This window comes from Streptomyces pyxinae, from assembly GCF_024756275.1.
Classification (GTDB): Bacteria; Actinomycetota; Actinomycetes; order Streptomycetales; family Streptomycetaceae; genus Streptomyces; species Streptomyces pyxinae.
Map to the genome: position 1 here is coordinate 237356 of NZ_JANUGQ010000002.1, position 14380 is coordinate 251735.

The following is a 14380-nucleotide window of genomic DNA, read 5'->3' on the forward strand; positions in this document are numbered from 1 at the left end:
GCTCCGCCACCTGGCGTAGTCTCGTGCTGTCCATTGATCGCGAGAACGTTGTGAAAGGCGTGGAGACATGGCCGGTGCCGACATGGCGCAGAGACTGGTGCAGCTGCTGACCGACCAGCGGGACGCCTTCGTCGAACAGTGGGTCGACACGGTCGTACGGTCACTGCGCGGGCGCATCACCGAGGCCGAACTCCGGCGGGAGCTCACCGAGCTGTACGGGGCGGTCCTCGAAGCTCTCGCCTCGGGCGGCCTGGCCCCCCGCGCCGAGCACTTCGCGGAGGTCCGCAGCCTGCTGGTGGAGCTCTCCCGCAACCGGGCCCGCCAGGGCTTCAGCCCGACCGAGACCGCGATCAGCGTCTTCTCCCTGAAGGAGGTCCTGGAGCCCGTTCTCTCCGGTGAGAACGACGACATCCGCGCCTACCTCCAGTTCTCCCGGCTCCTCGACGACCTCGGGCTGTTCACGGTGGAGGAGCACGGCCGGACCCGCGAGGAGATCATCTCCGTCCAGGCGGAACAGCTGCTGGAGCTGTCCACGCCCGTGGTGAAGCTGTGGGACGGCGTGGTGGGCGTACCGCTCGTCGGCACCCTGGACTCCGCCCGCACCCAGGTGGTGATGGAGAAGCTGCTCCAGTCGCTGATCGACTCCAACTCCACCCACGCCATCATCGACATCACCGGTGTCCCGGCGGTGGACACCCAGGTCGCCCAGCATCTGCTGAAGACCGTGGTGGCCGCCCGGATGATGGGCGCCGAGTGCACCATCTCCGGCATCCGGCCGCAGATCGCGCAGACCATCGTGACCCTCGGCATCGAGTTCGGCGACATCCCCACCAAGGCCACCCTCTCCGACGCGCTGCGGCACGCGCTCGCCCAGCGCGCCGCCGCCGGCCAGGCCGGAGGTCTGCTGTGACCGAGCGCGTACCGGTACTGAAGATCGGTGACGTCCTGCTCGTCTCCATCCAGGTGGACCTGGAGGACCAGATGGTGCTGGACCTCCAGGAGGATCTCTCCGACCGAATCGTCGCCACCGGCGCCCGGGGCGTGGTGATCGACATCTCGGCGCTGGAGATCGTGGACTCCTTCGTCGGCCGGATGCTGGCCACCATCGCCTCCATCTCGCGGCTGCTCGGGGCCGAGACCGTCGTGGTCGGCATGCGGCCCGCCGTCGCCATGACGCTGGTGGAGCTCGGGCTCTCGCTCGGCGGCGTCCGCACCGCGCTCAACCTGGAACAGGGCCTCGGCTATCTGAACAGCGCCCGGGACAAGCAGCTCGGCGTGCCCGGATTCACGGCCGGGTCGCCGGACACCGGGGCGGAGACCCGGTGACCTCCGTCCCGGTCGGAAGCGACCCGGTCCAGGAGGTCGGCATCGTCGCCAGCGGGGACGTCGTCAAGGCCCGGCAGATCATCCGCACCCTGGCGCAGCAGAGCCGGCTCTCCCTGGTGGACCAGACGAAACTGGTCACGGCGGCCAGCGAACTGGCCCGGAACACCGTGGTGTACGGCGGCGGGGGGACCATGCGTGCCTGTGTGGCGCGGGACGGTGCCAAAGTGGGGGTATGGGTGCAGTTCACGGACCAGGGCCAGGGCATTCCCGATCTGGAGCTCGCCCTGACCGACGGCTGGTCGTCGGGCAAGGGCATGGGGCTGGGGCTCAGCGGCGCGCGGCGGCTGGTCGACGAGTTCGACCTGCGGTCGGCCGCCGGCGAGGGCACCACCGTCACGGTCGTCAAGTGGGTGCGGTGAACGGCACCTGGACGACCGAGGCCGAGGACGTCACCTGGCTCCGGGTCGATGTGGCGCTCGCCTCGGCGGCCCGCCGGGAGGCGGCGGCGCTCGGGCGGCGCATAGGGATGAGCGAGGCGCGGGTCTCGGACCTCGAACTCGCCGTCACCGAGGCCGCCACCAATCTGCGGCAGCACGCCCGGGACGGCGCGATCGCGCTGCGGCTGGTCCGCTCCCGGACGCAGGTGGCGGTGGAGTTCCTGGCGCTCGACAACGGCCCGGGCATCGACGACCTCACCGGCGCGCTGACGGACGGCGTCTCGACCGCCGGCACCCTCGGGGTGGGGCTCGGTGCCATCGCCCGGCTGGCCGACGGCTTCGACATCCACTCGCTGCCGGGCCGGGGCACCGCCCTGACCGCCCGCTTCGCCGCATCGGCCGGAGCGGTCGGTGAGGGCAGTGACGCCGGTGAGCGCGGCGGCATCGGGGACGCGGCCGTTCCGGCGCCGCGCACCGGCGGCCTCACCCGCCCGATCAGCGGCGAGCGGGTCTGCGGCGACACCTGGGCGGCCCGCGAGTACGCCCTGCCGGACGCCCGGGACGGCGGGGCCGGCCGGCCCGGTGACGGGGTGGTCGTCATGATGTGCGACGGCCTCGGCCACGGCCCGATGGCCGCCCGGGTCGGCGAGCGGGCCCGGCAGGTGTTCCGCGAGGACACCGCCTCCGAGCCGGAGAAGGTGCTGCGCGCCCTGCACAGCGGGCTCCGGGGCACCCGGGGCGCGGCCGTCGCGGTGGCCCGGTTCGATCCGGCCACCCGCCGGGTGCGGCTCTGCGGGGCCGGCAATGTGAGCGCCTTCGTCCTCACCGCCACCACCCGGCACGCGCTGCTCTCGATGCCCGGGATCGTCGGCCACCAGCTGCCCGCCCTGCGCACCTTCGAGGCGGAGCTGCCGCCGGGCGCGGTGCTGGTGCTCCACTCCGACGGCCTCAGCGACCGGTGGGTGCCGCACGACTACCCGGGCCTGCTGACCCGGGAGCCCACCCTGATCGCCGGCCAGCTGCTCTGGCAGGCCGGCATCCGCCGGGACGACGCCGGAGTCGTCGTGGTGAAGGCCGGCCCATGACGGCCCCCGGCCGGCAGGTGATCGTCGTCCCGTTCGCCCTCACCGGCGAGCGGGACGTGTTCACGCTGCGCCGCCACGGCCAGAGCGCGGCCCGGACGCTGGGCCTGCCCGGGCCGGAGACCGTACGGCTCGCCACGGTGCTCAGCGAGGTCGGCCGGAACCTGCTCGGCGCGGCCGGCCTGGTCGCCGAGGTGGCGCTCACCCCCGGCCGGCCGGAGCTGCTGACGGTCACCCTCCAGTGGGAGCCGCCGGCCGAACCGGCTCCCGAGGTGCTCGCCGCGGCCGGCCGGCTGCTGCACACCTGCGCCTACACGAGCGGCCCGCCCAGGGCCCTGGTCCTCCAGCAGCCGCTGCCGCCGGCCGGCGAGGAACTCGACGTACGGGCGGCAGACGTACGCGGACGAATGACGGGGCCACCGGCGATCAGCATGAGCGAGGAACTCCGCGACCAGAACAGCGATCTGCTGGCCGCGCTCCAGCAGGCGCGGGCACACCAGGAGGAGCTTCAGCGGCTCAACGCCGAGCTGGAGGAGACCAATCAGGGGGTGGTCGCCCTCTACTCCGAGCTGTCCAGGGAACTGGAGGCGACCAACACCGGTGTGGTGGCGCTCTACGCCGAGCTGGAGGACAAGACCAAGCAGCTCAGCCTGGCCAGCGAGGCCAAGACCCGGTTCTGGGCCAATGTCAGCCATGAGCTGCGCTCCCCGGTCAACGCCGTCATCGGTCTGGCCCGGCTGATGCTCGCCCCCGAGGCCGACCCGCTCACCGAGGAGCAGCGGCGCCAGGTGTCACTGATCGCCGCCTCCGGATCGACCCTCGCCTCGCTGGTCGAGGAGCTCCTGGACGTCGCCAAGGCCGAGTCCGGCAGGCTGGAGCCCGACTGCAACGAGGTGGACCTGCGGACCGTGCTGCTCCAGCTGCGCGGCACCCTCCAGTCCACCGCCCGGCCGGGCGTGCGCTTCGCCGTCCCCGACCGCGACTTCCCGCACCCCCTGGTCACCGACGAGGTGATGCTCACCCGGGTGCTGCGCAACGTCCTCTCCAACGGCCTGAAGTTCACCCGGACCGGAGAGGTGTCGCTGGAGGTCGCCCACACCGTACGGGACGGCCGGCCCTGGTACACCTTCACCGCCCGGGACACCGGCATCGGCATCCCGGAGGACCAGCAGGAGCGGGTGTTCGAGGAGTTCTACCAGGTACGCGGCCCCCACCAGCGGGCCGTCGCCGGGACCGGGCTCGGCCTGCCCTACGCCCGCCGGCTCACCGAACTCCTCGGCGGCCGGCTCCGGCTGAGCAGCGAGCCGGGCGCGGGCACCGAAGTGGTGATCGAGCTCCCGGCCGAGCCCGGCACCGGCGGCGACGCCCCGGTCGTCGCCGACGCGGAGCCCCCGTCCGCCCCCGGCGGCGGAACGCCGGACGCCGCCCCCGGCGAGCGGAGCCCGGGCGCTCCCGGCGTTTCCGGTGGGGAGGCCCAGGCCCCGGGCGCTCCCGGCGGGCAGACCCCGGCCGGTCCCGGCGCGGACACCCCGCGCGCTCCCGGCGGGGAGGCCCCGGTCGTCGCCGGTGGGCGGACTCCGGGCGCTTCCGGTGACGACGCCCCGGGCGCCGTCGGTGGGCGGAACTCGGCCGTTTCCGGTGGGGAGGCCCAGGCCCCGGGCGCTCCCGGCGGGCAGACCCCGGCCGGTCCCGGCGCGGACACCCCGGGCGCTCCCGGCGGGGAGGCCCCGGTCGTCGCCGGTGGGCGGACTCCGGGCGCTTCCGGTGACGACGCCCCGGGCGCCGTCGGTGGGCGGAACTCGGCCGTTTCCGGTGGGGAGGCTCAGGGCCCGGGGGCTTCCGGCGGGCAGACCCCGGCCGGTCCCGGCGCGGACACCCCGGGCGCTCCCGGCGGGGAGGCCCCGGTCGTCGCCGGTGGGCGGACACCGGCCATTTCCGCTGAGGAGGCCCGAGCCCCGGGTGCTCCCGGTACGGACACCCCGGCCGGCCCTGGCACGGACACCCCGGCCGGTCCCGGTCGGGAGATCCCGGGTGCCGCCGCCGAGGGATCCCCGGGCCTCTTCGGCGCAGACCTGGCGGCGCGCCGTGCCGAGGCCGGGCAGGCTCCGGCCGCCCCTGGCGGGAACACCCGGGCCGTCTCCGGTGAGCGGTCCGCGGCCGTTCCCGGCGGAGAGACTCTGGCTGTCCCCGGCGGGGAGACTTCCGGCGGGGACGGCGGGGCCTCGGACGCTCCCGGCACGGGGGCTCCGGTCGCCCCTGCCGACGACACCCCGGCCGCCCCCGGCGCGGGGTCCACCACCGCTTCCGGCGGCGAGGCCTCCGAAATCGCCCGCGCGGCCGCCCCCGCCGGGGCACCCCCGGTCGTCGCTCCCGGCGGCGCCCCGGTCGGCAGTGGCCAGGAGCCGCCGCTGCACCGGCTGGTCACCGTGGACGACGAGCCCGCCTCGCTCGCCGTGGCCCGCCCCGCCCTGGCCCGCCTCGCCCGGGAGGTGACCGAGGTGGCGGACAGCTCCCGCGCCCTCGGCGTGGTGCGCGACCGGCGGCCCGACGCCGTGCTGCTCGACCTCTTCATGCCCGGCACCGACGGCTACCAGCTGCTGGCGGAGCTGGCCGCCGACCCGGAGCTGGCCGCCGTGCCCGTCGTCGTCGTCACCTCCGCCGACCTCGCGGACATCGACACCGGCCGGCTCGGCCACGCCCGGGCGGTGCTGGGCAAGAGCCAGATCTCGGCCGACCGTCTCGCCCGGGCCCTCGGTGTCCCCCGCCCCGGGGACCAGGCGGCCCCGTCCGCCCCGCGGCCCCCATCCACCGAGCGGCCCCGGAAGGACGAGCGGCAGTGATGAACACCCCCCGCGCCACCGGCGACCGCCCGGACACCGGCGCAGGGCCGGCCGCGCTGGTCCTGGTCGTCGACGACAACCCCACCAACCGCTACATCCTCACCACCTGCCTCCGCCGCGCCGGGCACGAGGTGCTGGAGGCCGAGGACGGCACCCGGGGCCTGGAACTGCTGCACGAGGCACGGACGCTGCCCGACGCCGCCATCGTGGACGTCCGGCTGCCCGACATGACGGGCTTCGAGGTGTGCGAGCGGATCAAGGGGGACCCGCGCACCGCCGCCCTGCCGGTCATCCACATCTCGGCCTCGGCCATCAGCGTCACCGACCGCGCCCAGGGGCTCAACCGGGGCGCCGACGCCTATCTCACCGAGCCGATCGCCGCCGACGAGCTGATCGCCACCCTCACCGCCACCCTGCGCTACGCCCGGGCCCGGATGCGCGCCGAACGGCTGGCCGCCCGGCTCCGGCTGCTCAACGCCGCGACCCTGGCCCTCTACAGCGCCACCACCTCCACCGCCCTGGTACGGGCGGCGGCCGCGGGGGCCGCCCAGATCTTCGGCACCGGCGCCGTGGCCGGCCTCACCGGCCCCCAGGGGCGTATCGAACAGGCTTACGTCACCGAGGACACCACCGTGGCCGCGGACGCCGACGCGGCGGAGTGGGCGGCCGCGCTCGCCGCCTATCCGCCGGACGTCACCGGGGCCCGGCTGCACCACACCGCCACCACCCCGGCCGCCTTCGGCTTCGGCCGGGGTGCCGGCGCCGTCGCCGTCGCCCGCGCCAAGCGGGGCCGTCCGCCCGTGCTCATCGCCGTACCCGGGGGAAGCCTCACCCCCGACGACCACGATCTGCTCACCCAGCTCGCCCACGCCTGTGCCCTCGCCCTGGAGGCGCTGCGCACCTACAGCGAGGAACACACCCTGGCGCTCACCCTCCAGCGCACCTTCCTCCCGCAGTCGCTCCCCGAGACCGACCGGGCCGAACTGGCCGTGCGCTACTCGCCGGCCAGTGTCACCGCCGAGATCGGCGGCGACTTCTACGAGGCCCTCACCACGCCGGCCGGGCTGCTGCTGGCCGTCGGGGACGTGGCCGGGCACTCCCTGGACGCCGCGGTGATCATGGGCCAGCTGCGCCACGCGCTGCGCGCCTACGCCATCGAGGGGCACCCGCCGCACGAGATCCTGGTCCGCCTCGACCGGCTGCTCTGCCTGCTCAAGCCCAGCCGCGCCGCCACCCTCTGCATTCTGCTGCTCGAACAGGACGAAGGGAGCGGAGAGCACGGGCAGGACGACTCCGGCGGCCTCGTCCTGCACATCGCCAACGCCGGCCATCTGCCCCCGCTGGTGCGCGACCCCGGCGCCAAGCCGCGCTTCGTCACCGAGCACGGCCCGCTCCTCGGACTAGGTCTGCGCCACCCGGAGGCCGTCCGGGTCCCGGTCCGGCCGGGTACGGACGTGGTCGTCGTCACCGACGGACTGCTGGAGCGCCGGGGCGTGGATCTCCAGGACGGTCTGGACGCCCTGCTGGAGGCGATGGCCGAGGCACCCACCGACCCCGAGCGCGCCTGCGACCACCTGCTGGAGCGCTTCCCGCCGGACGGCAACGACGACGTGGCCCTGATGGCCATCCGGGTGAGCGGTCGCGAGGCCGGCCATGACTGACGCGTCCGTCCCGCCCGTCCCGCCCGTCCCGTTTGTCCTCCGCCCGGCCCGTCCCTCCGACGCCCCGGCCATCGCCGCGCTGGACAGCTCCTTCACCACCGGCACGATCTACCAGGTGGTGGCCGGTGAACACGGCTTCACCCTTCGCGAGACCCCGGTCGACCCACCCCTGCGCAAGGTCTTCCCCGCCGACGGACCGGACGACGAACCGGAGGACGACGAACCGGACGACGGACCCGGCCGCCGTCCGGGCGACCACGCGCCGGACGGCGGCGCGGGCGCGGGGCCGGGGCGTACCCGGACCGTGGTGGCGGAGGCGGACGGCGCGCTGTGCGGCTTTGTCACCGCCTCCTTCGAGCCGTGGAACGCCCGGCTGACCGTCGAGGACATCGAGGTCGCGCCCGGCCACCGGGGGAGGGGGGTCGGCCGGGCCCTGATGGAACAGGCCGCCGCCTTCGGCCGGGAGTGCGGCGCCGGCCAGCTGTGGCTGGAGGTCAGCAACGTCAACGTCCCCGCCGTCCGGGCCTACCTCCGGATGGGCTTCACCCTCTGCGGTCTGGACGTCTCGCTGTACGAGAACACCGCGTCCGCCGGTGAGCAGGCGCTGTTCATGCGGCGGGGGCTCCGGTGACCCCCGCCGCCGGCCCCGGGGCGGCCGGGCACCCGCTGCCCGGCTGGCTGCCCGCCGCGCTGCGGTCGGTCCGGTACGACGGCGCCCGCCACCCCGGCTCCCCGGCCGTGGCCGCCCGGCCGGGAGCGGAGTACGGCGCCAACTGCCAGCTCTACGCGGCCGCGGTGCTCGCCCGCCACGGGCTCGGGCTGCCGGCCCTCCGTTCCGCCGAGCTGTGGGCGGACACCGGCGCGACTCACCGGGTGCCGGCCGCCTCCCCGCTGGACGTGCTGTTCTTCGGACCCACTGAGGACGCCTGGGGTGCCCACCTCGGGATCTGGGTCGGGGACGACCGGATCCTCCATCTCTGCAAGGAGGTCGGGCACCCGGCGGTCTGGACGCCGGCCGACTTCGCCCGCCGGGAGCGGTACCGGGTCCTGATCGGCGTCAAGCGGGTCCTGCCCGCACCCGGCAGCCCGGCCCCGGCGTGCCACGCGCCCGGCGCCCGGCAGGCGCGCCCGGGACCCGCGGTGTCCGGCGCCCGGGAGACGGGTCCGGAACCCGTCCCGCCCGGTGCGGGCCCTGGGTGACCGCGGCCGCCCCGGGGCAACCCCGGCGACCCGGTGGCAGCCGGGGTTCCCGCCGACGTAGGCTGTCCTGCCGCACGGGGTGTGGCGGAAACTGGGTGCGGGACACGGCGAGGGGCGGGAACGGATGGGCGGTGTGTCCGAGGGGACCTGCTCGGCTGCCCCCGGTGCGTACCCCTGTTCCGGTATGCACACCAGTGTGGTCTATGCCACCGACGACGCCTGGGCCACCCGCGTCAGCGCCTGTGTGCGCCGGGGCATCGAACGCGACGAGCGGCTGCTCTACTTCGCGCACCGCACCCCGCCGGAGACCGTGTTCGCCACGCTGGCCGACCGGGGCATCGACGTGGCCGCCGCGCGGCGCCGGGGCCAGCTCTCGGTCCGCACCGCGCAGGAGAGCTACCTCGCTGAGCTGCCCTTCGACCCCGACACGGTGATCCGGCAGTGGCACACCGCCACCCGGGAGGCGCTGGAGGCGGGGTTCACCGGGCTGCGGGCGATGGGGGAGATGGACTGGTACGGCGCCGGGGTGCCGGGGGCCGAGCGGCTCCTGGAGTACGAACTCCGCATGCACCGCGAGGCGTTCGACCTACTGCCGCTGGCCGCGATGTGTCTCTACGACCGCCGGCTGCTGCCCGACCGGGACGTGGCGTTGCTGGAGGCGGCCCACCTCAGCCGGATCCGCGAACCGGGCGAGCGCCTCCACCCCCCGGTACTGGCCGTCACCCCGCTCGCCGACCGCCCCGGCCTGGGTCTCACCGGTGAGCTGAACGCCGACAGCAGGGCCGCCCTGGCGGGTGCCCTCGCCACGCTGCGGCACGGCTCCGACGGTGACGAGGTGGACCTCACCTCCCTCGTGCACATCGACGCCGCCGCCACGGCGGGCCTCGCCGCCGTGGCGCTGCGCACCCCGGCCCGCAGACTCACCGTGCGCGGTGCCCCTCCGTCCCTGCTCCGCACCATCGATCTGTTCCCCGAGCTGGGCGCGGCGCTGGAGGTTCCGTCCCGATGACCACCACCAGTCTCGCCACCGCCGCCGACCGGGCACCGGCCCAGTCCTTCGACCACCGGGCCCTGCTCTACCGTGCGCCGGAGCAGCTGACCGAGCGCGCCGCCGCGTTCGTCACGGAGGCGCTGGACGCCGGCCAGCCGGTGCTGGTCGCCCTCCCGGCCCCGGCCGCCGAGCCGCTGCGCGACCGGCTGGGGCCGGCCGCCGACCGGGCCGGCTGGGTGGACATGACCGTCCTCGGCCGGAACCCGGGCCGGATCCTGTCCGCCCTGCACGGCTTCGCCGAGCGCCACCCGGGCCGGGCCCCGCACATCGTGGAGGAGGCCGTCCGGCCGGGGCACGACAGCGCCCGGGTGCGGGAGGCCATCCGGCACGAGGCGCTGCTCAACCTCGCCTTCGAGGGACGTACGGCCTCCCTGCTGTGCGCGTACGACGCCTCCGCCCTGCCGTCCCGCGTCCTCGACCGGGTGCGCCGCACCCATCCGCTGCTGGCCGCCGGGGACGGCCGGCCGGGCGCTCAGGACCGGAGCCCGCACTACACCGACCCGCTCCGGATCTGCGCCGACTGCGACACCGAGCTGCCGCCCCCGCCCGGTACGGCGGAGCTGCTCCCGTACACCTCCGGCGACCTCAGCGCCGTACGGGCCCGGGCCGACCGGTGGGCGGAGGAGTCCGGGCTCGGTCCCCGGCGCCGTACCGACTTCGTGCTGGCCGTCTGCGAGGCGACCACCAACTCCGTCCGGCACGGCGGTGGCGCCGGCACCCTGCGGCTCTGGGCCGGGGACGGTGCCGTCCGGGCCGAGGTGCGCGACGGGGGCCTGCTCGGCGACCCGCTCGCGGGCCGCAAGCGCCCCGACCCGCTCTCGCCCTCGGGGGGCCGGGGCCTCTGGATGATCCATGAGCTCTGCGACTTCGTGGAGCTCCGCAACACCCCGGACGGCCTCCAGCTGCGGATGGCGATGAGCCTGGACGGCCCCCCGGCCTGAACCGCGCCCGGCTCCGGGGCCCCGCCCCCGCTCAGCACGGCCGAATACGGCCGGTGCGGTGCGCACCGCCAGTACGGCCAGTACGGTGCGCACGGCCCGTACGGTCCGGGGGCGGTTCGGCCGCAGGTGCGGCGAAGGAAACCGGGAGTGTGGCGAAGATCTCCGGCCACACCCCCCGGAGGCGGGATAGGCTCCTCCTGTGACTCTTCTCGTGATGCGCCGCCACGTGGACTACGTGCGCGTCACGACCATGAGCTGTTCGCCCCAGGACTGAACCCGAGAACGCGTTTCCTCTGTTCCAGCCGTTCCATCGGTCCTGTCGCGGACATCGGTACCCGGCCACTCTTCCGCCGGGGGTTTTCCGTAGCCGCTCTCCCGCCAACCCCGGGCACAGGGCCGAGCCGCACCAGAAACGGAAAACCACATGCCGTCCCCGCACACCATCGCCGTGGACTCGCTGCCCGTCATCGACCTCTCCCGCGCGGACGACCCCGCGAGCCGGGCCGCGTTCCTGGAGGAGCTGCACACCGCCGCCCGGGACGTCGGGTTCTTCCATCTCACCGGACACGGGGTCACGGACGCCGAATTCGCCCGCATCCTGGAGCTGACCAGGGCGTTCTTCGCCCTCCCCGAGGCCGACCGGCTGGCCGTCTCCAACCTCCGCTCGCCGCACTTCCGCGGCTACACCCGCGTCGGCCACGAACTCACCGGCGGCCGCTCCGACTGGCGCGACCAGCTGGACGTCGGCGCCGAGCGCGCCGCGGCCGGGGTGGGCCCCGACGACCCCGCCTACCTCTGGCTGGAGGGCCCCAACCAGTGGCCCGACGCCCTCCCCGAACTCCGTACCGGTGTGCTGGCCTGGCAGGAGCGGCTGGCGGCCGTCGCCCACCGGCTGCTGCGCGAACTGCTCACCGCCATCGGCGCGCCCGCCGGCTTCTTCGACGCGGCCTTCGCGGACCGGCCGCATCTGCACACCAAGCTCATCCGCTACCCCGGATCCGCCCCCTCCGGCGCCGACCAGGGCGTGGGCGCCCACAAGGACTACGGCTTCCTGACCCTGCTGCTCCAGGACTCCGTGGGCGGACTCCAGGTGCGCTCCGGAGACGGCTATCTGGACGTGCCGCCGGTGCCCGGCGCCTTCGTGGTGAACCTGGGCGAGCTGCTGGAGATAGCCACCGAGGGCTATCTCTCGGCCACCGACCACCGGGTGGTCAGCCCGCCCGGAGCGGTGGAGCGCTTCTCGGTGCCGTTCTTCTACAACCCCCGGCTGGACGCGGTCGTGGAGACCGTGCCCGGCACCTATCTGGACCGGGCGCCCGGTGTCGTCCACGACGCCGGCAATCCGCTGCACGCCGAGTACGGCCGCAATGAGCTGAAGGGCTGGGTCCGTGCCCACCCGGGGGTCGCCAGGACCCACCACCCGGAGCTGGTCGCCGGCTGACCTCCGCACCGGAGCCGGAGCGACGGCGCCGGGCCGTGGCCGGGGATGCCGAGCCGGAGCCGGCGGTGTCGGGGCGCGAGAAAGGCGGCCCCCGACACCCCGGCTCCGCGGGCGCCGGCCGTCCGGGCCGGGTCCGGCGAGGTCCGGCCGCGATCGGCCCGGACGGCCGGGATCGGTGAGGCCCGGCCGGGGCCGGGTCAGTCCGCGCGCATTCCCGCCCGCAGCTTCTCCAGCGCGCGGGTGAGCAGCCGGGAGATGTGCATCTGGGAGTAGCCCAGCTCCGCCCCGATCCGGGCCTGGGTCATGTCCTGCCCGAACCGCAGCCGCAGGATGTGCCGTTCGCGCTCGTCCAGCCGCGCCAGCAGCGGGGCGAGGGTGTGCAGGTCCTCGAAGAGGTCCATCGCGGGGTCGCGGTCCCCGACGGTCTCGGCGTGCGACCGGTGCCCGGAGGCGGCCCCGGGAGAGGGCGCGTCCTCCTCGGTGGTGGGGGTGTCCAGGGAGCCGGCCATGTAGCCGTTGGCGGCGATGATCCCCTCGGTGATCTCCTCCTCGGTCATCCCGAGGTGGTCCGCCAGCTCCCGGGGGGTGGCGGCGCGCCCGAGGCTCAGGGCCAGCTCCTCCCTGGCGCGGGTCAGTTCGCCGCGGAGTTCCTGGAGTCGCCGGGGGACGTGGACGGCCCAGCTGGTGTCGCGGAAGTAGCGTTTGATCTCCCCGGAGATGTAGGGGATGGCGAAGGAGGTGAACTCGACCTCGCGGGAGAGGTCGAACCGGTCGATCGCCTTGATCAGGCCGATGGTGCCCACCTGGACGATGTCCTCCATCGCCCCGTCGCCGCGGTTGCGGAACCGGTTGGCCACCACCCGTACCAGCGAGAGGTTCATCTCGATGAGGGTGTTGCGGGCGTACTGGTGCTCCCGGGTGCCCTCCTCCAGACTCCGCAGCCGGTCGAAGAAGAGCTTCGACAGCTCGCGCGCGTCCCGGGGGGCGATGTCACGCGCGTCGTCGATCTCCGGGATCGCGCGGAACTCGGGACTCTCAGGGATCTCGGTGGTTCCGGGGATCAGGGGCAGCGGCGCGCTCGCCGACTCGGGCGCGGCGGCACGCTCCGGCCGCTGCGCGGGGGAGTGCGTGGACAGTGACACGTCATCACCTCCGGTGGGGGCTGTCGGACGACTGCGGCTCGCCTTCCCGCGAGCTCCCCGGCTATGCACCGGATGGAGCAATGCCGCACAAGGGCGACGATCCCGGCGCCGTCGGGCCGCCGTTGACAGGTTCGAGGCGCCACCTCCACGGGGGTACGCCGTCCGCCGGGACATCGCCCGCCGGTCCGCCGGACCCGGCTCCGGCGCAGGCCCGGCCGTGCCCAGCGAAGCAGACCGGGCACGCGTTCGCATCCGGGCGGAGCGCGCGGACCGGTGATGCCCCGTCCGTACCACCTGAGCCCCCTGGTGAGGGCCGGTCCGGTCTGCTAGGTGTGGGCCCATGGCAATTTCCGAGAAGGTGGCGTACGAGCCCGGCGCCGGCGCTCCCGTCGTGCTGGGCTGTCACCGGCGCGGCGGCGCCTGGGTGGTCGAGCTCACGGGCGAACTGGACCTGGACGCCGTCCCCCAGGTGCGTGCGGCTGCCGACCGGGTCATCGCGGCCGGTGGGCGGCGGATCGTTCTCGACACCCGCTCGGTGACCTTCGCCGACTCCAGTTCGCTCAATCTGCTGCTCCAGCTGAACGGCGAGACTCATCTCTGCCTGGCGGCCCCGTCCGAGCCGGTGCGACGGCTGCTCGACATCACCGGTGCCTCCGCCGTGCTGCGCACCACGGCCTCGCTGGGCGAGGCGCTCGACGCCCTGGGTCTCTGACCGCCGCCCTCACCGCGACCGCTCCCGCCCGTCCGGCCGAGACGCGCAGCCCTGGATGGCGGGCGCCTTGAGGACATATGGGGTAAATGTTGCTCTGGCGCCCCCAGCGGGACGCCTGCACGACCGACCATGCTTTCCCGGAAGATCGAAGGACGCGGTATGCCCAGCGGCACAGTGAAGTGGTTCAACTCGGAGAAGGGCTTCGGATTCATCGCCCAGGACGGCGGAGGCCCCGATGTCTTCGCGCACTACTCCAGCATCAGCGGATCCGGCTATCGCGAACTGATCGAAGGGGAAGTCGTCACCTTCGACGTCAGCCAGGGGGCCAAGGGGCTCCAGGCCGAGAACATCGTACGCAGCTGATCATGCCGTGACAGAGCCGTCCGACCGCCGGCCCCGAGCCGCCGCGAGCCGCACGGAGCCCATGGCGCCAGGGCCGCCCCCGGGAGACCGGGGGCGGCCCTCCCCGTTCCGGGCCTTCCCTGTTCCGGGCCCGTTTCTCGCGGGCGGCGCCCCCGTACGCCTCTCACGCGGTGTGCCGCTCCGG

14 protein-coding genes are annotated in these 14380 nt (G+C 74.7%); 13 read left to right on the top strand and 1 reads right to left on the bottom strand.

All coding sequences use genetic code 11. The annotated features are described in order from the left end of the window. The first annotated feature begins 67 nt into the window (after nucleotides 1-67). The 11 genes from NX801_RS03945 to NX801_RS03995 all read left to right on the top strand — a co-directional run bounded on the left by NX801_RS03945 (nucleotide 68) and on the right by NX801_RS03995 (nucleotide 11979). Nucleotides 68-910: an STAS domain-containing protein gene (locus NX801_RS03945; RefSeq protein WP_428986052.1), complete on the top strand. Its 843-nt coding sequence runs from the start codon at nucleotides 68-70 to the stop codon at nucleotides 908-910. After that, nucleotides 907-1326: an STAS domain-containing protein gene (locus tag NX801_RS03950; RefSeq protein WP_258785460.1), complete on the top strand. Its 420-nt coding sequence runs from the start codon at nucleotides 907-909 to the stop codon at nucleotides 1324-1326. Before NX801_RS03945 ends, NX801_RS03950 begins: the two co-directional genes overlap by 4 nt. Further along, a complete protein-coding gene (locus tag NX801_RS03955) occupies nucleotides 1323-1745 on the top strand; it encodes an anti-sigma regulatory factor (protein WP_428986053.1) in 423 nt (140 codons plus the stop codon). The genes NX801_RS03950 and NX801_RS03955 overlap by 4 nt, the downstream gene beginning before the upstream one ends. Beyond that, nucleotides 1733-2848: an ATP-binding SpoIIE family protein phosphatase gene (locus tag NX801_RS03960; RefSeq protein ID WP_258785461.1), complete on the top strand. Its 1116-nt coding sequence runs from the start codon at nucleotides 1733-1735 to the stop codon at nucleotides 2846-2848. Before NX801_RS03955 ends, NX801_RS03960 begins: the two co-directional genes overlap by 13 nt. Continuing rightward, nucleotides 2845-5685: an ATP-binding protein gene (locus tag NX801_RS03965; protein ID WP_258785462.1), complete on the top strand. Its 2841-nt coding sequence runs from the start codon at nucleotides 2845-2847 to the stop codon at nucleotides 5683-5685. Before NX801_RS03960 ends, NX801_RS03965 begins: the two co-directional genes overlap by 4 nt. Then, nucleotides 5685-7346, top strand: a complete 1662-nt coding sequence (locus NX801_RS03970; protein WP_258785463.1) for a fused response regulator/phosphatase — start codon at nucleotides 5685-5687, stop codon at nucleotides 7344-7346. Before NX801_RS03965 ends, NX801_RS03970 begins: the two co-directional genes overlap by 1 nt. Then, nucleotides 7339-7977, top strand: coding sequence for a GNAT family N-acetyltransferase (locus NX801_RS03975; protein WP_258785464.1), 639 nt, complete (start codon nucleotides 7339-7341; stop codon nucleotides 7975-7977). The genes NX801_RS03970 and NX801_RS03975 overlap by 8 nt, the downstream gene beginning before the upstream one ends. Next, nucleotides 7974-8546 carry an NlpC/P60 family protein gene (locus NX801_RS03980; RefSeq protein WP_309505775.1) on the top strand — a complete coding sequence of 191 codons (573 nt, stop codon included), beginning with the start codon at nucleotides 7974-7976 and terminating at the stop codon, nucleotides 8544-8546. The genes NX801_RS03975 and NX801_RS03980 overlap by 4 nt, the downstream gene beginning before the upstream one ends. Nucleotides 8547-8730: 184 nt before the next feature. Further along, nucleotides 8731-9555 (top strand): MEDS domain-containing protein, encoded by an 825-nt coding sequence (locus tag NX801_RS03985; RefSeq protein ID WP_258785465.1) that lies wholly within the window; start codon nucleotides 8731-8733, stop codon nucleotides 9553-9555. Then, nucleotides 9552-10538 carry a sensor histidine kinase gene (locus NX801_RS03990; protein WP_258785466.1) on the top strand — a complete coding sequence of 329 codons (987 nt, stop codon included), beginning with the start codon at nucleotides 9552-9554 and terminating at the stop codon, nucleotides 10536-10538. Before NX801_RS03985 ends, NX801_RS03990 begins: the two co-directional genes overlap by 4 nt. A 424-nt stretch (nucleotides 10539-10962) precedes the next feature. Then, nucleotides 10963-11979 (top strand): isopenicillin N synthase family dioxygenase, encoded by a 1017-nt coding sequence (locus NX801_RS03995; RefSeq protein ID WP_258785467.1) that lies wholly within the window; start codon nucleotides 10963-10965, stop codon nucleotides 11977-11979. A 197-nt stretch (nucleotides 11980-12176) separates the two neighbouring features. Here NX801_RS03995 and NX801_RS04000 read toward each other — a convergent pair whose 3' ends face one another. After that, nucleotides 12177-13049 (bottom strand): SigB/SigF/SigG family RNA polymerase sigma factor, encoded by an 873-nt coding sequence (locus NX801_RS04000; RefSeq protein WP_428986061.1) that lies wholly within the window; start codon nucleotides 13047-13049, stop codon nucleotides 12177-12179. A 412-nt stretch (nucleotides 13050-13461) separates the two neighbouring features. Between NX801_RS04000 and NX801_RS04005 the strand changes: the two genes are divergently transcribed. Then, a complete protein-coding gene (locus tag NX801_RS04005) occupies nucleotides 13462-13833 on the top strand; it encodes an STAS domain-containing protein (protein ID WP_258785468.1) in 372 nt (123 codons plus the stop codon). A gap of 159 nt (nucleotides 13834-13992) precedes the next feature. Next, nucleotides 13993-14196, top strand: a complete 204-nt coding sequence (locus tag NX801_RS04010; RefSeq protein ID WP_258785469.1) for a cold-shock protein — start codon at nucleotides 13993-13995, stop codon at nucleotides 14194-14196. Nucleotides 14197-14380: the final 184 nt, after the last annotated feature.